The sequence below is a fragment of the Prevotella sp. oral taxon 475 genome (assembly GCF_018127805.1).
GTDB lineage: Bacteria > Bacteroidota > Bacteroidia > Bacteroidales > Bacteroidaceae > Prevotella.
On the sequence record NZ_CP072334.1, the window covers coordinates 1,201,261 to 1,222,477 of the forward strand.

Here is a 21,217-nt window from a genome sequence, read left to right on the forward strand (position 1 = left end):
TACCCGTTCGCATTGCAGACGAAAGTAAAAAACGCCATGAGAAAACGAGCTTCTCATGGCGTTTTTCTATCTTTTTGAGGGGTTCTGAATTATAGTTCCCAACCTACAGCACTGGCTCCAAGCACTGCTGCCGACGACCCTTCCAAGGCACTGAGCAGGAACTTGGCCTTGTTTTGATAAATCTTCAAGACGTTTTCTTCATAGGCTTTCTTGAGTGGTTCCATGAGGAGTTTACCCGCTTTGGTGAGTCCACCGAAAAAGATAAAGGCCTCGGGAGAAGAGAATGCGGCAAAATTTGCACATGCTTCGCCTAACATGCGCCCAGTGAATTCGTAGACATCAAGGGCTAGTTTATCGCCCTTCTCTGCAGCCATCGATACTTCGAAGGAGGTAATGTCTTCGGGCTTCATCTCGCGTAGAACAGAAGGGGTAGTGGTTTTCTCGAGAAACTCGCGTGCCGAACGTGCCACACCCGTGGCCGAACAGTAGGTTTCGAGGCAACCGTGTCTGCCACAACCGCAGCTGCGACCGTTTTTATCGACGATGACATGGCCTAATTCGCCGGCAAATCCGTCGCTTCCATATACCACTTGTCCGTTGACAACGATACCCGAACCGACGCCGGTCCCGAGCGTAATAACCATAAAATTCTTCATGCCGCGTGCCACACCGTAAGCCATTTCGCCGATGGCGGCTGCGTTAGCATCGTTTGTCAGGGCGACGGGAATGCCCAAACCCTCTTCGAACATCTTGGCCAAGGGAATGACACTATCGTGTCCCCAGGCGAGGTTGGGCGCAAATTCGATGGTTCCGGTGTAGTAGTTCCCATTAGGAGCACCGATACCCATGGCCTTGATTGTTCCGATACCGCCCACTTGATCGATGATGATGTGCAGGGCATCGAGCGATGCTTTGACATAGTCTTCCACATTATCGTATGCTTGGGTCTTGATGGCGGTGGTGGCTTTGATCTCACCTCTGATGTCTACAATCCCGAAGATGGAATTTGTTCCGCCCAGGTCTAAACCAATTACGTATGGTTTCAGTTCTGTTTGTCCGTTCATTTTAATATATGATTTCGTTAGTAATAATCGCTGCTATCTGTCGATGTCGAGGCGGATTGGGGCAAATATCTCTTCAGAAAGCTGATGTTTGGCTTTTAAAATGTCCTCAAACTGCCGTAAACAAGCGTCGACAAAGGTACTGAAAATATGGAATAACCCAAACTTAATAAGTTGAAAATTTGCTCAATCCGCAGATTTTTCGCAATTTTGCAAACGTTATGCCATTTCCTTTTCATATAGATATCGTAGATTTGGTATTCAAGGGAATACTCATTGGACTTATCGCTTCGGCTCCAATGGGACCTGTCGGTGTGCTCTGTGTTCAGCGCACTTTGAACAAAGGTAGGTGGTATGGATTCATTACCGGATTGGGGGCTGCCGTCAGTGATATGATCTATGCACTGGTGACGGGCTATGGTATGAGTTTTATCATGGATCTCATCACGGCTCCGAAGACGCTGTTCGCACTGAAAATACTAGGCAGTGTGATGCTGATGCTTTTCGGGATCTATTGTTTTAAGTCGAACCCCACGAAGAAAGTGCACTTCAGCGGAAAGGGAAAAGGCACGTTGGTGCATAATGGGGTGACGGCTTTCCTGGTGACGTTTTCCAATCCTTTGATTATCTTTCTCTTTATGGCGACGTTTGCACAGTTTGCCTTTGTCATTCCCAATAAGCCCTGGCTGATGGCTGGCGGATACCTCGGTATTGTATTGGGAGCGTTACTGTGGTGGTTTGGATTGACGTGGTTGATCGATAAAATTCGTGGAAAGTTTGACAACGGAGGCATTATCCTTATTAATAAAGTGATAGGCAGTGTCGTGATCATCTTCTCGGTGATATTCCTTCTCGGTACGGTTTTCAATCTCTACACCTTCGAATACTGACAGAGAGAAACGGTCTCGGCGGCGGTTTCTCTTACCGTTTTATTGCGGAGGCAGACCACAAAACATTAAAAGATATGTATATCGCTCAAGAACTCAGAAAGAAAAGTATTGCCGAATACCTCTTATATATGTGGCAGGTGGAAGATCTTGTCAGGGCTTACGACTGCTCGCTGCAACGCATTAAGAAAGAGTATGTTTCGCGGTTCGACTACACCGACGAACAGAAAGAGGAACTAACCGACTGGTATGGTAATCTCGTCCGGATGATCAACAGCGAGGGATGCCGAGAGAAAGGGCATCTGCAAATCAATCGAATTCTGGTGCAAGATCTTACCGAACTGCACAACCGATTGTTGCAAAGTTCGACATTCCCTTTCTACAATGCCGAATATTATAAGGTTCTGCCTTTCATTGTGGAACTACGGAACAAAGGCCGTAAGGAGATAAGCGAGATAGAAACTTGCCTGGATGCGCTCTATGGTGTGATGTTGCTTCGGCTGAAGGGGCAGCCGGTTACTCCCGATACGACGCATGCCATCAAAGAAATCACCACGTTTGTTGGAATGCTCTCTGACTATTATCTCAAAGATAAAACCGAGGGATTGAACTTTGAGGACGATTGAAGTAGTGAACCGCCGATGTCTTGATCGTCGGATTCTCTTCATGCAAGTCGCATCAATAACCCATCTTTCCATCCATCTACAAAAATATACGTACAATGAATATCTTGATAACAGGTTGCAACGGACAGCTGGGCAATGAAATGCAGCGGTTGCAGACTGAAAATACGCAACACCGTTGGTTCAATACCGACGTTTCCGAGCTTGACATCACCCGTCAATCGGATGTCGAACAATTTGTGTCTACCCATGAAATAGACGGCATTGTGAACTGTGCCGCCTACACTGCTGTAGACCAAGCCGAAAGCAATCCTCAGCTCTGCACCGCCCTCAACGCTGAAGCCCCTGCCTATTTGGCCGCAGCCGTGGCCAAAAGAAATGGATGGATGGTGCAGATTTCGACAGACTATGTCTTCGATGGAACTCACCACATACCCTATATAGAGACCGACACGCCCTGTCCCAATAGCGTTTACGGCGATACGAAGCTGGCCGGTGAATTGGCTGTACAGCGGTTTTGCTCTCGTTCAGCCATTGTTCGCACGGCCTGGCTCTATAGTCGGTTTGGCAATAACTTCGTAAAAACGATGTTGCGCTTGGGACGTGAGCGGAAGGAACTGGGTGTGATTTTCGATCAAATCGGTACGCCCACTTACGCCCGCGACCTTGCCCGCGCTATCTTCACAATGATAGAAGCTGGCATCCGTGCAGGCGTCTATCACTTTTCGAATGAAGGTGTGGCCAGTTGGTTCGACTTTGCCAAAAGTATTCACCGCCTTGCGGGTATCAATACCTGCCGTGTCAGTCCGTTGCACACGGCCGAATATCCTACTCCCGCCCGGCGTCCGGCCTACAGCGTGCTCGATAAAACGAAGATTAAAACCACCTACGGTATTAAGATACCTCATTGGGAAGAATCCTTGTGCGAGTGTCTCGCCGAGATGTAATCCCTCTGAAAAGAGTTGATATCCGGATGACAAAATGCGAAGTGTTTTTGCTATTGACATTGTCAACGGGTATAAAATAACAAAATGATGAACGAAATAGAAAGAAGACGCACCTTTGCCATCATTTCGCACCCCGATGCGGGAAAGACAACACTCACCGAGAAATTCTTGCTCTTTGGCGGACAGATTCAGGTGGCAGGAGCTGTGAAAAGCAATAAAATAAGGAAGACAGCCACGTCTGACTGGATGGATATCGAGAAACAACGCGGTATCTCAGTCTCTACCTCGGTGATGGAGTTCGATTATGAAGGCTACAAAGTCAATATTCTCGATACACCGGGACACCAGGATTTTGCTGAAGATACCTACCGCACACTTACAGCCGTAGACTCGGCCATCATTGTGGTGGACGGAGCGAAAGGTGTCGAGACGCAAACTCGGAAACTTATGGAGGTGTGTCGAATGAGAAATACGCCCGTGATCATCTTTATCAATAAGATGGACCGCGAGGGGCGCGACCCTTTCGATCTACTCGATGAACTTGAGGAGGAGCTACAAATTAAGGTTCGCCCCCTCTCGTGGCCCATTAACCAAGGATCCCGATTCAAGGGTGTGTTCAATATATATGAAGATCGGCTCGATCTTTTCACACCCGATAAGCAACGAGTGACGGAGAAGGTGGAGGTGCGTGTAGACAGTGCTGCACTATCCCATTATATTGGCGAGGCTGATGCTGCCAAATTGCGCGAAGATCTGGAACTCGTGGAAGGTGTTTATCCCGAGTTTGATGTTGAAACCTATCGCACGGCCCAGGTGGCTCCCGTGTTCTTTGGTAGCGCGCTGAACAACTTTGGCGTTCAGGAATTGCTGAATTGTTTCGTAAAGATCGCCCCCAGTCCACGTCCCACTCAGGCTGAAGAACGACTTGTAATGCCCGAGGAAACGAAGTTCACGGGGTTCATCTTCAAAATTACCGCCAATATCGATCCCAATCACCGCTCTTGCATCGCTTTCTGTAAGGTGTGTTCCGGGCGATTCGAACGCAATCAACCCTACCTGCACGTGCGACAGGGGAAGACGTTACGCTTCAGCAGTCCGACACAATTCATGGCCCAGCGGAAAAGTACCATCGACGAGGCTTATCCTGGCGACATCATTGGTCTGCCCGACAACGGCACTTTTAAAATCGGCGACACACTCACCGATGGTGAACAACTTCACTTCCGCGGACTGCCTTCCTTCTCACCCGAGATGTTTAAATACATCGAAAACGACGATCCGATGAAGTCCAAACAACTCAACAAAGGCATTGAGCAACTTATGGATGAAGGTGTGGCACAACTTTTCGTCAATCAGTTCAACGGTCGGAAAATCATCGGTACTGTAGGACAACTTCAGTTTGAAGTCATCGAATACCGCTTGCAAAACGAGTATAACGCCAAATGTCGCTGGGAGCCCGTACACCTCCACAAAGCCTGCTGGATAGAATCGGACAATCAACAGGAACTCGACAACTTCAAAAAACGCAAATATCAGTATATGGCGAAAGATCGTGAAGGACGAGATGTCTTCTTGGCCGACTCAGGTTATGTTCTAAGCATGGCTCAGCAGGACTTCGAACACATCCGATTCCATTTCACCAGCGAATTTTGAACGATTCCAATCAATAAAATGAGCAATGCCCAGTTGGCTTGAGCATTGCCATGACGAGAAAAGAATCCATAGATACATCCCTCAACAACTAAAAACCAAGCACAATGAACGACAAAAAACTGATGAACCTGGCTGCGGATAATATTCGAATCCTCGCGGCATCGATGGTAGAAAAAGCAAAATCGGGACATCCCGGCGGAGCCATGGGAGGAGCCGACTTTATCAATGTGCTCTTCTCCGAATTTCTGATTTATGATCCCGAAAACCCCACTTGGGAAGGACGCGATCGCTTTTTTCTCGATCCGGGACATATGTCGCCCATGCTCTATTCGGCCTTAGCATTGCAAGGACGGTTTACGCTCGACGAACTGAAAGACTTCCGTCAGTGGGGTTCGCCCACGCCCGGCCATCCCGAACGAGATATAACCCGCGGCATCGAAAATACCTCGGGTCCCTTAGGGCAAGGCCATGCCTATGGTGCAGGAGCTGCGATAGCTGAGAAATATCTCGAAACGAAACTCGGTCGCACGATGATGCAGCACACCATATATATATATATATCCGACGGCGGCGTGCAAGAAGAAATATCCCAGGGAGTGGGTCGACTGGCCGGAGCTCTTGGGCTCGACAACATCATCATGTTCTACGATTCCAACGACATACAACTCTCTACCGAGTGTGGCGTAGTGACAGCCGAAGACACCGCTGCCAAATATGAGGCGTGGGGTTGGAAAGTACTCACCATCGATGGTAACGATGCCGACGAGATTCGTCAAGCCCTGCATCAGGCACAGCAAGAGCAGCAACGCCCAACACTCATTATCGGCAACACCGTGATGGGAAAGGGTGCACTTCGGGCCGACGGTTCGAGCTTCGAACATCACATCGGCACGCACGGAGCACCGCTCGGTGGTGAAGCCTATGTGAAGACCATTCTCCATATCGGCGGAAATCCCGACAACCCCTTTGTCATCTTCCCCGAGGTGGAGCAACTCTACGCCCGACGTAGAGAAGAACTCAAAGAAATCGTTGCCCATCGGCATGCCGCCGAGCAGGCCTGGGCCAGTGAGAATCCCGATCGGGCGGCACAGATGCGAGAATGGTTCAGCGGAAAAGCCCCGCAGGTGGATTGGAGTGCGCTGACCCAGAAGGCCGATGCCGCCACGCGTGTAGGGTCTGCGGCATGTTTGGGTGTGCTGGCCGAGCAGGTAGAGAACATGATTTGTTCTTCGGCCGACCTCTCCAACAGCGACCGAACCGACGGATTTCTCAACAAAACCCATGACATCCGCCGGTCCGACTTCTCCGGAGCCTTCCTCCAAGCCGGTGTCAGCGAGCTCACCATGGCCTGCATGTGCATCGGCATGTACCTGCATGGCGGTATCATTCCGGCCTGCGGCACCTTCTTCGTTTTCTCCGACTACATGAAGCCCGCCATTCGCATGGCCGCCCTGATGCGGGTACCGATTAAGTTTGTTTGGTCGCACGACGCCTTCCGCGTAGGTGAAGATGGACCAACGCATCAGCCTGTAGAACAAGAAGCGCAAATCCGACTGATGGAGAAATTGCAGAACCATCAGGGCGAAGACTCCGTGCGTGTGTTCCGTCCTGCCGATGTCAACGAGACCACTGTATGTTGGCAGATGGCGATGGAGAACATGAGCACCCCGACGGCCTTGATTCTCTCGCGGCAGAACGTGAAGAACCTGCACCCCGAGACCGACTACACCCAGGCGCGCCGTGGAGCCTATATCGTGGCCGGCAGCGACGAACGCTTCGACGTCATCCTCTTGGCTTCGGGTTCAGAAGTGGCAACCCTCGAGGCCGGAGCCGAACTCCTGCGTAAAGACCACCTGCGTGTGCGCATCGTCAGTGTGCCCTCCGAAGGCCTCTTCCGTCGGCAGAGTAAAGAATATCAGGAGCAGATTCTCCCGCGGGGAGCGAAAATCTTCGGGCTCACCGCCGGACTGCCTGTCACCCTCGAGAGCCTCGTGGGCAGCAACGGGCGTGTATTCGGATTGGAACATTTCGGCCACTCGGCCCCCTTCAAAGTGCTCGACGAGAAATTCGGGTTCACCGCCGAAAACGTTTATGCGCAGGTAAAAGCCTTCCTGGCAGAAGACTAATCGATAAATCGTTTCACCCTTTTATCAATCACAAGTATGGAAGTAAAAACCATCGGAATTGCTTGCGATCACGCAGGATTTCCCCTCAAACAGTACGTTCTGCAATATCTTGAAGAGCGTGGCTACGCCTATAAAGATTACGGCACCTACAGCGATCAGAGTTGCGACTATCCCGACTTTGCCCACGCCTTGGCCCAGGGCATCGAGAGTGACGAAGTGTATCCCGGCATCGGCATTTGCGGTAGCGGAGAAGGCATTGCCATGACGCTGAACAAACACCAGGGCGTGCGCGCCGGACTGGCTTGGAATCGGGAGATAGCCCACCTCATCCGCCAGCACAACGACGCCAACGTGCTCGTCATGCCCGGCCGATTTGTAGACAACAACACCGCCCGCGGCATTCTCGACGAGTTTTTCAAAACCACCTTCGAAGGTGGGCGCCACCAGAACCGGGTGAACAAAATCCCTGTGAAATAAGCCCCGCCTTTGCCGCAGGACTTTCAAAAAGAAGGAGAGAGGAGAGGTTCCCACAACCGCGGGGGCCGTCTCCTCTCTTTTGATGTCTCCTCTCTTTTGATGTCGCCTGCCGGTATGCCTGCTGGTGAACCTTCGAAACGGGCCTTTCGGGCTTTGTGCCTGAAAAGTTTGTTTATTCCGCTGAAAACCCTTACCTTTGCCCCCGTGAAACAAAATGTGTTGACATATCGGCAGAACGGAGAGCAGAAAAGGGCGAACTTTTCTGCATCTTTTAACGCCCGTTGTTTGGTAGTGTCGGATATTTTCGCTACCTTACACACACACACACACACACACACACACACACACACACACACACACACACACACACAATGTTCGCACCTATTGTAGTGTAAGACTTTTTAGCTTTCTCTTACGCGCGCGCGAAGCGAGCGCAACCCCCATTAGCAAAGGGCTCTTCGGAGTGGCCTTTGCTTCTTTTTTCGTGCCTATGAGCCAAGGGGCGGAAAGAGAAACAACGCCGATTTTTCACCTTTTAAATATTAGAGAATTATGAACAGACAAGAACAACAACGGGCTGCAAGCCAATGGGCAGCCCAATGGCAAGCGGGTGGCCTGCCCTACATCCCGCCGCAGTGCAACGTGATTCCTCTTGAAACGGAAGATGTGCTCGGCATTACCAGCGTTCGCCATCGTGCCGAGAATTCCACCGAAGAAGAATGGGAAGAGGATGAAGAGATTAGAAGTTCCTATGATGATAATTACAACTCTTATATGCGTCTTGATTGGTAATATAAAAAAGAAAACGAGATGAAAAAGATATTTCAACCCCTGTGTTTTGTCCTATTGGGCATAGCTCTTTCGGCATGTAGCCACGACGACGAGCCAACACCGAGCAATGCGCCCTTGATCAGCTTAGGCAGCGACGCTACCTTTACGCTGACCGAAGAGAAGTTTGAAACCTCGAAGCCCGCCTCGCGGGCCATGGCGGCCCAGACACAACCGCAAGAAGTGGACCTGGGCGACGGCCTTCGCACCACCATCACCATTGAAGAAGACAGCGAGCCCGAAACGCGCGCCAACCCCATCAGCCAAGGCCGCTATTCTATCTATGCACTCGACGGCAGCGGCAACCGTATCACCGGCACCGACAAAACGCTCACGGGCGAGGTGAACGCCAGCGGCACGTTTGTGGCCGATACCGGTTCGAAACTCGAGTTGCCCGCCGGCACCTACACCTTTGTGTGCATCAGCGAGGGTGTAGTTGATAATGGCAACTCTCTCGTTGTTGTCAATAGCACGAAGAGCCCCATGCTGGGCAAAACCACCAAGACCGTTAGCAGTGCCGACCGCCACGTATCGTTCACGATGAAGCATTTGGCCGCCCGTGTACGGTTTAAATACATTGCTTATACCGAGTCGACCAACAATGTGAAAGTTGCTCTTAGTGGCACTCCTCTTGCTCCAAAAACAACGGAGTATGATGTTAAAGGCACAAAGGTTTCCTCAACAACAGGAGCATCTATAACGAATCAGCTTCCCCTTTCTTCCACACCCGCAGGGAAAGACAACAAATGGGTAAAAGCCAATTCGTTTTACACCGACTATTTTTACGTTCAGGAGGGTACCAATAGTGAATACATCAATGGCAATGGGACTGGCGAGATTTATACCGGAATAGATGCCAGCAAGTTTGCTTTTTATTTTACCTCGATCACTTTTGCGCCCAACAAGTCGTACACCATCGTGCTCAAACAAGTGCCGTTGCTTTATCTTTTTCAGGATGGTTCTAATGGCATCTTGGCCGAAAAAGGTTCGCGCACGCCTATCGGTCTTGTCACCGTCGAGAAGACCAACACCCGCGAGGGCACTGCCGCTGCCTTAACGACCAGCCATGCAGACCCTGCCATCGTTGCACAAAACGGCCACAAATGGGAAGACTTAGTGGCAGCCGGAGTGGCAGATGGGAAACGCAATACGGTTGTGCATGCCAACGCAAACGGATATATGACCAATCCACGGTCACCATCTTCTCTTGACGAGACAAACGGATACGACCTAACTTGGTCTGCCGCCCCCACCGTCACCACCGACGGAAAAGTGCGTGCCACCGAGGCTACCCAATATCCCGCCTTTTATTGGGCTGGGCATTTTCATCCTGGTGTATCTACAAGCAACATCGGCAAATGGTATATCCCGGCTTTCGGTGAAATTTTCAATCTATATATGAGACTCTTTACCGATGGAGGTGGAGGAATGTCTGTGGACGAATGGGGACGGTCCGGTTCTCCTAGTAATCACGATTGGACAGTGAGCTGGCAACCAGCCAACTCCGTTATAAAAATGCTTGATGCCCTTCAAGGCCTGCCAGAAAACGTCTATCTCTGGACATCTTCTACAGCAGCAGAAAAACCCGCTTACTCCACCATGGACGATTATTCTCCCATCGCCGTAGAATTTAGCCGAACGCCGTTCTCCGGATCCCTAAATGGAGAGAGGTTTGGAGCCAAAGCATTAAAAAAAGATGCGCCCAATGTATATGTGTGGCCTTGGGTACACTTCTAAGGGCTACTGAACTGTTCAGAACGGCCGCGGAGACCAAAGTGGGGCTACTGAACTGTTCAAAACGGCCGCGGAGACCAAAATGGGGCTACTGAACTGTTCAGAACGGCCGCGGAGACCAAAATGGGGCTACTGAACTGTTCAGAACGGCCGCGGAGACCAAAATGGTGCTACTGAACTGTTCAGAACGGCCGCGGAGGCCAAAATGGTGCTACTGAACTGTTCAAAACGGCCGCGGAGACCAAAATGGGGCTACTGAACTGTTCAGCGACACTTGAAAAGCAAAAAAAGGTCTGTCTGCCGTCGTGCAGACAGACTATTTATATCAAAAACCTATTACTAACTAAAAAACATTTAAGCTATGACAAAAAAATCATTACCCCGATCAATTCGGGTAGATGTGGGCTACATGGCCCGGTTTTCTAACGTTGTTCACATGCAGTACCACCGTCGGCTCTACGACCAGGTGGTGGCGGTAGACAAAGAGAAGCTCAAACTGACGGACGCCGTACTGGCAGAATGGCGCGAGGCCATCGACCAGGAGGTGGAACTCAACAAAGAGGCCACGCAATCGGTGCACACCGCTCGGCTGGTGAAACTCGATGCCGAGCGCGACCGGCTGCTGACGAACTTCTTCGGCGTGATTCGCATCCAGAAACTCTCGCCCGTGGCTGCTGTGCAAGAGGCTGCCCAGCGCGCGGAAGTGATTTTCAAGCCCTACGCCGGCATCCAGAACGAGGCCCTCGAGGCCGAAAGCGGACACATCGCCGGGATGTTTGAAGATGCCAAGAAATGCACCGCCGACCTCACCACACTGGGGCTCACGGCCGTGCTCTCGCAGCTGCGCACGGTGAACGCCGAGTTTGAACAGCTGGGAGCCACTCGCCGGCATGAGGCCGTCGAGGCCAAACGGCCCAGCGCCACGGCCATTCGCCCCAAAACGGACGAGGCGCTCGAGTTCGTCGTTCAGCACATTCAGGGCAGCTACCTCTTCTCTACCGTCGAGGCCGATCGGCTGCTGATCTACTCGCTGGCCGCGGAGATGAATAAAATTACGGCCGACTTTAAAGCCAGTCATAAGTCCAGCGATGCCCAAAAGAAAAAACATCCCGGCGACGGCAAAAAACCGGGTGGCAATCCTGGCGGAGGTAATCCCGGCGGCGGTAAAAAGCCCGATGACGGCGGAAAAAATCCTGGCGGCAATCCTGGTGGTGGCGGAAAGACGCCCGATCCTGGCAAAGATCCCGGAAAGGATCCCGAGAAGGAAAAAGAACTGGACGAAATAGAAAAGATGCTCACTCCGCTCATCCCCGCCTTTGAGAAAGAGATTGGGGATCGTCCCGGCTCTCTCTCCTTCGCCCGCGAAGTGGTGGGCACGGGCAAAGATCGCCGCTTTAAGTTCTACAACAGTCGCACAAAGGTGTGGACCTGGGCCACACTCCGCGCCGACGGAACGCTCGCGCCGTGGGGGGGCTAGCTAAACAGTTGACGAGTTAACAAGTTGACAAGTTAACGAGTAGATTTGCTTTTTGATTGACGAGTTGGCAGGAGGGTAACTTCCTCGTCAACTGCATGAAAAAAAGAGAACCGATACGACGCGTGTATCGGTTCTCTTTTTTGTTGATTCTCTATGGACCTCGTTCTCAATGGTCGATTCTCAATTGGATTTCTTTTTGCGCTTCCCCTTTGTCGGGGGAGAGGGACTGGGGGCTTTTCTTTTGACGGAGAACGAGGGGGTGGCGTTTGGGTAGAGTTCTTTGATGAGCTCGGGGCGGCCGATTCGGCGTAGCTCGCGTTCGATGGAGGGACGCTCTTCGGGTTTGTACCAGAAGAAGAATTGGCGTTGGGCGTTTTTGTCGCGAGGCGATTTGGCACTGAACACGGGCTGGAGGGTGTAGGGGTCGTAGCCGGTGTACCAGGCTTCGGTGCTCACGGTCATGGGCGTGGGGGTGAAGTCTTGTATCTGTTCGAGGTGGAAGTCGAGCCGCTTGGTGTGCACGGCCAGTTGGGCCATGTCTTCTTCGCGACAGCCGGGGTGGCTGCTCATGAAGTAGGGGATGATTTGCTGGCGCAGATTTTCGGACTGGTTGATGCGGTCGAAGATGCGCTTGAAGGCTTCGAACTGACTGAAGCTGGGCTTGCGCATCTGACGGAGCACTTCGTCGCTGGTGTGCTCGGGGGCCACCTTGAGACGACCGCTGACGTGATGGCGTATCAGTTCGCGGGTGTATTCCTGGGCGGCCTGATTGGTGCGTTCGTCTCGACTTTTGTGCAGGAGGAGGTCGTAGCGCACGCCGCTGCCGATGAAACTTTTCTTGATGCCGGGCAAGGCGTCGACGGAACGGTAGATGTCGAGCAGGGAGGAGTGATCGGTGTTGAGATTGGGGCAGATGTCAGGGTTGATGCACGAGGGGCGTTTGCATACTTCGCAGGCGCGCTTGTTGCGGCCGGCCATGCCGTACATGTTGGCCGAGGGGCCGCCAAGGTCGGAGAGATAGCCCTTGAAGTTGGGCATCTGGATGACTTGTTTCACCTCGCGCAGGATGCTTTCTTTCGACCGACATACGACGAATTTGCCTTGATGGGCCGAGATGGTGCAGAAGGAACAGCCGCCGAAACAGCCTTGGTGCAGGTTGACCGAGAATTTGATCATCTCGTAGGCCGGGATGCGCTTGTCTTTGTATTTGGGATGGGGCAGGCGGGTGTAGGGCAGGTCGAAGGTGGCGTCGAGCTCGGCGGTGGTGAGCACGGGGTAGGGGGGATTGACGACGACGTATCGGCGGTCTACGGCTTGGAGCAGTCGTTGGGCGTGCACTTTGTTGGCTTCTTCTTCGATGTGGCGGAAGTTGTCGGCTTGGGCTTTTTTGTTGCGCAGGCATTCTTCGTGGCTGTGGAGAAGGATGTCTTGCTGGCCGATTCCGCCGGGCACGTTGTCTTGGTCGACGAGGAAGACGGTTTGCGGAATGTCGTGGATGCTGTCGATGGATCGGCCGGCAGCAATGGCGGTGCAGAGTTGCAGAATGGATTTCTCACCCATGCCGTAGAGGATGATGTCGGCCCCGGAGTCGCAGAGGATGCAGCGGCGCACGCGGTCTTGCCAGTAGTCGTAGTGGGTGAGGCGGCGCATGGAGGCTTCGATTCCGCCGAGGACGACGGGCACGTCGGGGAAGAGGCTTTTGAGAATCTGGGTGTAGACGACGGAGGGATAGTCGGGGCGGCAGTCGTGTCGGCCGTCGGGACTGTAGGCGTCTTCCGACCGAAGTCGCTTGTTAGCGGTGTATTTGTTGACCATCGAGTCCATGCAGCCAGGGGAGACGCCGAAGAAGAGCCGTGGGCGGCCCAGCTTTTTGAAGTCGCGGAAGTCGCCGTGCCAGTCGGGTTGCGGCACGATGGCCACCTTATAGCCCGCAGCCTCGAGACATCGCCCGATGACGGCCGCTCCGAACGAGGGATGGTCTACGTAGGCATCGCCCGAGAAGAGAATGACGTCTAATTGTTCCCATCCTCTCAGTTGGCATTCTTTCTTGGTGGTGGGCAGAAAATCGGATAGTCTGTAGTCTTTCAAAGCCTTCTTTTTAGCTGATTCCTTTTCTTACTTGTCTTCTTCTTGCGTCTTCGTTTTCCAGTCGATCAGAAGTAGGGCCAGCTGATGGAGCCCGTATGCTTTCATGTTGCTGTTGTAGATGACGTCGAGACAAAGGTCGAGCAGATTTTTGTCTTTACCGCCGTCCGACTCGAGCAGTGAGCGGATGTTGCACTTGAGTTTGTCTAAGACGTCTTCGTCTATGATGCCGTTGCTGTCGATGAGGTTTTTCAGTAGGGCGTATTTCTCAATTGTCTCGAGATGGTTTTCGCTCACCTCGATGCTCCTTGTTCCGGAGCTGTTGGCTTGAATCTTATACATGTTTTTGTTTGTTTGTGATTAAACTTCCCCGGTGGTGAACAGGTGGGGATTTTTCCCGGTGAAGGATTTGAAGTAGCGTTTGATTTCCCGGAGATCGTCTTCCACGTTTCCGGTGGGGACGATTTGTCGGGTGCATTCAATCCGTTTGCTTTGATAATCCAATCCGTAGAGCAGAATGGGGATTTCGGCCTTCTGGGCAATAAAATAGAAGCCCTTTTTCCAGTCGGGATTGAGCGAACGGGTTCCCTCGGGTGTCACGCAGAGATGAAACTCGGAGGCTTTGCGGGCTTGGTCGGCCAAGAGGTCGGTCATGCTCGTTTGTCGGCTACGCCATACGGGAATGCCGCCGAGGCTTCTGAAGATCGGGCCTAATGGCCAGAAGAACCATTCTTTTTTCATGAGAAAATGACTTGTTATCCCTTCGGCTCTCGAAAAAAGCAACCCGATGAGAAAGTCCCAGTTGCTTGTGTGTGGTGCCAGACAGATGATGTATTTCGGGGGATGTTCCACGGTGATGTTTTTCGTCCATCCCATCTGTTTATAGAGCATCCATCTGCAAAATCGTCTCAACATTCTTCTTGTCTCTCTTTACTGGATGTGTGCAATATGGTCGATCACTTCAGAGACGGCAGTGTTGAACTCTTTTATCAGATGCCTGTAGTAGCGTTTGGCATCGATGCCCGGTTCGGGATGCGAGATTCTGCGAATAAAATCGCTCTGAATAGTGATGATGGATGCCAATAGGGCTTTGATGTTCTCTTGATTGGAAAGATTGGAATAGAGAGACACCGATACGCCTTCTGCAAAGAGGTCGGAACAGACGTGGTTCAAATTTCTCTTCAACTGTCTTTTATTCATAATACCTTTTTTTGATGGGCCTTCGAGCCCGTTTAACATAGAGTCTTGACGTGGAGGAAGACTGCCCGGAGCGAGTCATCCCACTTCAAAGATAGGCAAAATAATGATACGACCCATCATTTGGCGTAAAAAAGTTTCAAAAGCCTCATTTCCTTCGCCCGATTCGGGTGGGGGAGAAGTCGATTGTCTCATACACTTTATCGCCCTTTTCTTTCAGAATCTGCCTTAAAAGTGGTACTTTTGCAGCAGAAAAAACGCTTGTCAACAACAGGATATATTTTTATCAGAACATACAAAACAATTTAGAACGAAATGGAAAAAAGTGCATTGCAGAAAGCGAGAGCTTCCTACCAACCCAAACTTCCGAAAGCACTTCAAGGTGCAGTTAAGGCCAGTGAAGGTGCCCCCACACAGAGTGTAGACAATCAAGAAGAAATCAAAAAACTCTTCCCCCATACATACGGCATGCCGCTTGTGGAATTTGTTCCGGGCAACGAAACCCCGACTAAAGCCATCAACGTGGGCATCATTCTGAGCGGCGGACAGGCTCCCGGCGGACATAACGTCATCTCCGGACTCTTCGACCAGGTGAAACGGCTCAACCCCGACAACCGTTTGTACGGATTCCTCATGGGGCCCGGCGGACTCGTGGATCACAACTATATCGAAATTACGGCCGACTTCCTCGACGACTATCGCAACACCGGTGGATTCGACATGATCGGTAGCGGACGCACCAAGCTCGAGACGACCGAGCAGTTTGAAAAAGGGCTCGAAATTATTCGCCAACTCGATATCCGGGCCATCGTCATCATCGGCGGCGACGACTCCAATACCAACGCTTGCGTCTTGGCCGAATATTATGCCGCCAAGAACTACGGTGTGCAAGTGATCGGTTGTCCCAAGACCATCGACGGCGACCTCAAGAACGACCAAATCGAAACCTCCTTCGGCTTCGATACGGCCACGAAAACCTACAGCGAGCTCATCGGCAACATCGAACGCGACTGTAATTCGGCCCGCAAATACTGGCACTTCGTTAAACTCATGGGCCGTTCTGCCTCGCACATCGCTCTGGAATGCGCTCTGCAAACACAACCCAATATCTGCATCATCTCGGAAGAAGTTCAGGCTAAAGATCAAACCCTCAACGACATCGTCGAAAACATCGCATCGGCCGTAGCCCATCGTGCAAAAGAGGGACAGAACTTCGGCGTGGTGCTCATTCCCGAGGGTCTCATCGAATTCGTGCCCGCCATTGGCCGGCTCATTCAAGAACTCAACGACCTCCTGGCTGCTCACGGAGCCGACTATAAAGACCTGGACAAGGATGCGCAGCGCAGCTACATCATGGAGCACCTGAGTTCGGAAAACCGTGCTACCTTCGAAACGCTGCCCGAAAGCGTAGCCCGACAACTCTCGCTCGACCGCGACCCGCACGGCAACGTTCAGGTTTCGCTCATCGAGACCGAGAAGCTCATCTCCGAGATGGTCGACGCCAAGCTCGCCGCATGGGCTGCAGAGGGACGATTCGACGGAAAGTTTGCCGCTCAGCACCACTTCTTCGGTTACGAAGGTCGTTGCGCCGCCCCCTCTAACTTCGACGCCGACTACTGCTACGCCCTCGGAACCAGTGCCGCTCTGCTCATCGCCAGCGGCAAAACCGGTTACATGGCCATCGTGAAGAATACCACCGCCAGCACCGACAACTGGAAAGCCGGCGGCGTGCCCATCACGATGATGATGAATATGGAACGGCGCAACGGCGAGATGAAACCCGTTATCCGAAAGGCGTTGGTAGAACTCGATGGCAAACCCTTCAAAACCTTTGCCGCTCATCGCGACGAATGGGCCAAGAACACCTGCTATATCTATCCCGGTCCGATACAGTACTGGGGCCCGAGTGAAGTATGCGATCAGCCCACTCGCACCCTCGCACTCGAACAAGAATAATCCCTCGTAAAAGAAAATCTGTGAGACACCGCCCGCGTCTCCTTCGGCGTAGGAAAAAGGCGGTTGCTCACAGATTTTTTTTGATGTCCTGCCGGTAAAGATCCTGTTCTGCCGAACGACCCATTCCGACTCCGACGAAAGAGATATGACAAAGAACCAAGCCAGAACCCCAAGACGACCCTCCCGAGCCAGAGTAAAAAGCCGCCGCTCGAGTCGTCACACCCACTATTACGACTTCCTCCTGCCCCGATTTCTGCGCACCCCGCGTCGTTGGGCCTGGTGGTTAGGCGGCATCGGTGTGACGGGGCTCTATCTGTGGGTGTTCTATTCCTTTTTTGTGGGTCCCACCGGCTTTCGTTGGCGCGCGCTCTACGGCGATGCCAACTATCCCGACGGATACACCATTCACGGCATCGACATCTCGCACTATCAGGGCGACATCGACTGGGACAAGCTCCGCGAAGCCTCCATCGATGGCTATCCCCTGCGTTTTATCATCGTCAAATCTACCGAAGGAGCCTCGGCCTTAGACGATAATTTCAACGACAACTTCTACCAGGCCCGCGAATACGGATTCATCCGCGGAGCCTATCACTTTTGGAGCAACCGGTCGTCGGCCCGAAAGCAAGCCCAGTTCTTTCTGCGGCAGGTGCATCTGGAAAAAGGCGACCTGCCCCCTGTGCTCGACATCGAACACATGCCCAAAAATCGGTCGGTAGAAGATTTTCAACGTGACGTTCTCACCTGGCTTCACATCGTGGAGGATAAATACCACGTCAAGCCCATCATCTACACCTATTATAAATTCAAGGAGAAATACCTCAGTGCGCCTGTTTTCGATGATTATCCCTATTGGATAGCCCATTATTACGTCGAAAAGGTGGAATACAAAGGCAAGTGGCGATTCTGGCAACACACTGATGCCGGTAGGCTCGATGGCATCAAGGGTTATGTCGATTTGAATATTTACAACGGATCGTTCTACGAACTGAAAAAACTTACCATCGGTTCCGAGCGCGCCTTTGACGATTGAATCGCTCTGCGGCAGAATTTCATCATTTTTTTATTTTCGTGGTGTCACTGTAGGGTACAGTAACGCCATTTTGGTCTCCGCGATGGTTTTGTAGGGTACAGTAACGCCATTTTGGTCTCCGCGATGGTTTTGTAGGGTACAATAACGCCATTTTGGTCTCCGCGATGGTTTTGTAGGGTACAGTAACGCCATTTTAGCCTCCGCGATGGTTTTGTAGGGTACAGTAGCATCATTTTGGTCTCCGCGATGGTTTTGTAGGGTACAGTAGCCTCATTTTTGTCTCCGCGGTGTTTTTGAGCCGCTCAGTAGCCTCATTTTTGTCTCCGCGATGGTTTTGAGCGGCTCAGTAGCATCATTTTTGTCTCCGCGATGGTTTTGAGTCGCTCAGTAGCATCATTTTTGTCTCCGCGGCAGTTTTGAGCCGCTCAGTAGCACCATTTTTGTCTCCGCGATGGTTTTGAGCCGCTCAGTAGCATCATTTTTGTCTCCGCGGCGTTTTTGAGCGGCTCAGTAGCACCATTTTTGTCTCCGCGGCCGTTTTGAGCGGCTCAGTAGCCTCATTTTTGTCTCCGCGGCGTTTTTGAGCGGCTCAGTAACGCCATTTTTGTCTCCGCAGCGGTTTTGAGCGACTCAGCGGCATCAAAGAACATTCCGTAGTTTGTTTTTCGTGTGAGGAAATAAAAAAAGCGACGGTCTTCACAGACAATCGCTTCAGAGCTTCAATAGGTATTAGTTCTCTTCTAAGGTAAAAAGATTGTTTTCAGGATAACGCTTGCAAAGATAACCTTTTTTTGTTGTTCTCCAAACTTTTTATGGTGCTTTTTTCCGAATTCAAAATTGTGTGGGAACACACACCGTTTTTATTCTTCTCGATGGCCTGTCGAACGGTTGTATATTAGGCATAACTGTGCATTCCGCCGAGAAAATAGTTCACCCCAAAATAGGTCATCAACACCGTGAGAAAGGCCACGACCATGTAGAGATGATAGACCAAGGGGCGATGCAATCGGGGGAGGGAATGGGTGTGTACGGCCACCGAATAGACCATCAGCGTGATGAGGGCCCACACTTCTTTGGGGTCCCAACTCCAGTATTGTCCCCAACTGATATTGGCCCAAACGGCTCCCACGAAGATGCCCAGAGCCAGCGTGGCAAGGGCGGGATAGAGGAAGAGACGCGAGAGAACGTGCAGGGCTTGGAGCTGTGTGTGCAGAGCGGGTGCCGACTTGCTGAACTGATGGAGCAGTAGGGCTGTGAGTCCGCAGATAAAAGTGAGGGAGAGGAGGGCATAGCTCATCATGATGATGCTGACGTGGATGCTGAGCAGCGGACTGTTGAGCACGGGCATGAGGTGGCTGATGGCCGGATCCATTCGGCTGATGTGGCTCACCAGAAGGAAGAAGCCGCTCAACAGAAATCCGAACAGAAGCACAATGGGAACTCTTCGATGCAGACCGAGGGCGAGTAGCTGGACAAACCAGGCCACGGAGAGCATCGTTTCATAGCCGTTGGAGAGAGGGATGCTGCCCGAGACAATCCATCTCAGTCCTAAGACAAGACTCAACACAACCCACGACAGGGCCATGAATGCACCACCTGCGCGGTTGATCCATCGGGATGGGTCGGATGGGATGGCGGAGGGGTGCCGACTGAGTCGATAGATGAGGCGGAGGAGCAGGAGAAGGGCGAGCGTGAGGTTGAAGATGAAAAGGAGAGTGACGAAGGGGAGGCTGTTGTAAAGACGCTCGGCGCGAGTCTGGATAGGCGAGGGTAACGACTCTCGTCCGTTGACGATTTGATATTTTCGCAGTCCGAGAACGAGATCGTCGAAGTGGTCCAGGTCGTTGCGTTGCACGTCGCGGTTGAGGATGCTGAAGAGTTGTCGGATGTAGAGCTGATGGAGCGAATCGACCGAGGCGGGTAATTTCTCCGTGGGGGCATACCATTTCAGTCGGCCGTCTGCCTGTCGATGAGGAAAGACTTTGAGTAGCGTTCCGCGACGCAATTCGAGAATGAGGCGGATGCGGTCGTCGAGATCGGCCGCTTGTTGATGAAAGCCGTCCTGCGCCCCGCCATAGAACTCTTCGACAGGTGTGGCGAGACGATAGCTGCCCATCGAGAAGAAATCGTTTGTCGAGGCGCGGTTGCTCAGGTGGAGCGCCTCGCGCAGTTCGCCGCGTTTGACGCGGATGAGAGGTTCGTTACCCCAGTTGTTGCCCCAAAAGATGAAACCCAGTAGCACTTGTTCGGGTGTATAGCCCTTGTAGGAGGAACTTCCGCAGAGCTTTCGAGTGAAATCGATGGCGAGCGTTTGTAGCGGACAGATGCGATGATTGTAGTTGACGTAGATCCGGCCGAACCGTTCGGCTTGCTCTTTGGGTAGAGTGGGGGCGGCCGCGATTCCCGTTGTCGGGATAAGGAGCAGAACGAAAAGAAGGGCCGAACCGAGGCTTCTGCTTCTGAGCAGGCGGCGGAATGTGCCGCGTGGGTCGAAAAGCACGGCGGCGAAGGCGATAAAGAGCATCAGATAGCCCGCATAGGTGACAGGGATGCCATACGGGTCGGCATTCACAGCGAAGGTACATCCGTGGCGGTCGGCGTCGAAAGAACTCTGATAAAGACGCACGCCGTGGAAGGTGAGGATGCGGTTCATCGACACGCGTCCCGTTTTCTGCTGATCGTTAGCCTGGAGGGTGAGATCCGATTCGTAGTCGGCGGCCGCCTCTGTACCCTCGTGAAAGGCCACGCGAAACCGATTGAGTCGCACACTGAAGGGCAACCAGCCCTTCTCCCCGTTCTGTTTGTGGAGGAAAGTGCGGGTGGTTTGTCCCTCTCTCAGATGAAGAGATCCGGTGTAGGCTGTGAGACGCGTGAGAGCGGCTCCGATCAGGATAACGAGTAGCGAGAGATGGAGCAACCCTACATTCCATCGCCGCATCTTGCTGCGCAGGATAAACGTTGCACCTCCTGCGGCCAGCAGAGCCCAAAGCAGTGCAAACCAAAGGCTGCCGTAGATAGTTTCAGACACATAGGCCGTGCCACAGTATTTCTCGATAATGGTGGCGGCGGCCATCACCAGTATGAGCAGCAAATAAGTGGCGATGAGCAGGATTTTGAGTTTCATCTTATTTAG

17 protein-coding genes are annotated in these 21,217 nt (G+C 52.2%); 11 read left to right on the forward strand and 6 right to left on the reverse strand.

The annotated features are described in order from the left end of the window. Positions 1-89: 89 nt before the first annotated feature. On the reverse strand, positions 90-1,064 hold the full coding sequence (locus J5A66_RS04685; RefSeq protein WP_211791307.1) for an ROK family protein: 975 nt from the start codon (positions 1,062-1,064) through the stop codon (positions 90-92). Between the two features lie 218 nt (positions 1,065-1,282). Here J5A66_RS04685 and J5A66_RS04690 point away from each other — a divergent pair, with 218 nt between their 5' ends. From J5A66_RS04690 to J5A66_RS04730, 9 genes are all read left to right on the forward strand, one after another. Then, positions 1,283-1,951, forward strand: coding sequence for a LysE family translocator (locus tag J5A66_RS04690; RefSeq protein WP_211791308.1), 669 nt, complete (start codon positions 1,283-1,285; stop codon positions 1,949-1,951). 74 nt (positions 1,952-2,025) lie between these two features. Further along, positions 2,026-2,574 (forward strand): DUF4924 family protein, encoded by a 549-nt coding sequence (locus tag J5A66_RS04695; protein WP_211791309.1) that lies wholly within the window; start codon positions 2,026-2,028, stop codon positions 2,572-2,574. 95 nt (positions 2,575-2,669) lie between these two features. Then, positions 2,670-3,518, forward strand: coding sequence for a dTDP-4-dehydrorhamnose reductase (rfbD, locus tag J5A66_RS04700; protein ID WP_211791310.1), 849 nt, complete (start codon positions 2,670-2,672; stop codon positions 3,516-3,518). Positions 3,519-3,605: 87 nt separating this feature from the next. Beyond that, entirely contained in the window at positions 3,606-5,171 is a 1,566-nt protein-coding gene (locus J5A66_RS04705) for a peptide chain release factor 3 (protein ID WP_211791432.1), read from the forward strand. A gap of 104 nt (positions 5,172-5,275) precedes the next feature. After that, positions 5,276-7,297: a transketolase gene (locus J5A66_RS04710; RefSeq protein WP_211791311.1), complete on the forward strand. Its 2,022-nt coding sequence runs from the start codon at positions 5,276-5,278 to the stop codon at positions 7,295-7,297. 36 nt (positions 7,298-7,333) lie between these two features. After that, a complete protein-coding gene (rpiB, locus tag J5A66_RS04715) occupies positions 7,334-7,774 on the forward strand; it encodes a ribose 5-phosphate isomerase B (protein WP_211791312.1) in 441 nt (146 codons plus the stop codon). 552 nt (positions 7,775-8,326) lie between these two features. Continuing rightward, a complete protein-coding gene (locus tag J5A66_RS04720) occupies positions 8,327-8,566 on the forward strand; it encodes a hypothetical protein (protein ID WP_211791516.1) in 240 nt (79 codons plus the stop codon). Positions 8,567-8,584: 18 nt separating this feature from the next. Continuing rightward, positions 8,585-10,339: a hypothetical protein gene (locus J5A66_RS04725; protein ID WP_211791313.1), complete on the forward strand. Its 1,755-nt coding sequence runs from the start codon at positions 8,585-8,587 to the stop codon at positions 10,337-10,339. Positions 10,340-10,697: 358 nt separating this feature from the next. Beyond that, positions 10,698-11,813 (forward strand): DUF6261 family protein, encoded by a 1,116-nt coding sequence (locus J5A66_RS04730; protein WP_211791314.1) that lies wholly within the window; start codon positions 10,698-10,700, stop codon positions 11,811-11,813. Between the two features lie 180 nt (positions 11,814-11,993). Here J5A66_RS04730 and J5A66_RS04735 read toward each other — a convergent pair whose 3' ends face one another. The 4 genes from J5A66_RS04735 to J5A66_RS04750 are packed head-to-tail and all read right to left on the reverse strand — an operon-like array spanning position 11,994 to position 15,098. Beyond that, positions 11,994-13,901 carry a YgiQ family radical SAM protein gene (locus J5A66_RS04735; RefSeq protein WP_211791315.1) on the reverse strand — a complete coding sequence of 636 codons (1,908 nt, stop codon included), beginning with the start codon at positions 13,899-13,901 and terminating at the stop codon, positions 11,994-11,996. Between the two features lie 27 nt (positions 13,902-13,928). After that, entirely contained in the window at positions 13,929-14,240 is a 312-nt protein-coding gene (locus J5A66_RS04740) for a hypothetical protein (RefSeq protein ID WP_211791316.1), read from the reverse strand. 18 nt (positions 14,241-14,258) lie between these two features. Beyond that, positions 14,259-14,813: a 1-acyl-sn-glycerol-3-phosphate acyltransferase gene (locus tag J5A66_RS04745; RefSeq protein ID WP_211791317.1), complete on the reverse strand. Its 555-nt coding sequence runs from the start codon at positions 14,811-14,813 to the stop codon at positions 14,259-14,261. Between the two features lie 15 nt (positions 14,814-14,828). Further along, positions 14,829-15,098, reverse strand: a complete 270-nt coding sequence (locus J5A66_RS04750) for a hypothetical protein (RefSeq protein WP_211791318.1) — start codon at positions 15,096-15,098, stop codon at positions 14,829-14,831. A gap of 312 nt (positions 15,099-15,410) precedes the next feature. On the opposite strand from J5A66_RS04750, the gene J5A66_RS04755 reads away from it, so the two are divergent. Continuing rightward, complete coding sequence (locus J5A66_RS04755; protein WP_211791319.1) at positions 15,411-17,051, forward strand: diphosphate--fructose-6-phosphate 1-phosphotransferase; 1,641 nt, start codon at positions 15,411-15,413, stop codon at positions 17,049-17,051. A 145-nt stretch (positions 17,052-17,196) separates the two neighbouring features. Further along, positions 17,197-18,084: a glycoside hydrolase family 25 protein gene (locus J5A66_RS04760; protein ID WP_211791320.1), complete on the forward strand. Its 888-nt coding sequence runs from the start codon at positions 17,197-17,199 to the stop codon at positions 18,082-18,084. Between the two features lie 895 nt (positions 18,085-18,979). Here J5A66_RS04760 and ccsA read toward each other — a convergent pair. Then, positions 18,980-21,208, reverse strand: coding sequence for a cytochrome c biogenesis protein CcsA (gene ccsA, locus J5A66_RS04765; RefSeq protein ID WP_211791321.1), 2,229 nt, complete (start codon positions 21,206-21,208; stop codon positions 18,980-18,982). Positions 21,209-21,217: the final 9 nt, after the last annotated feature.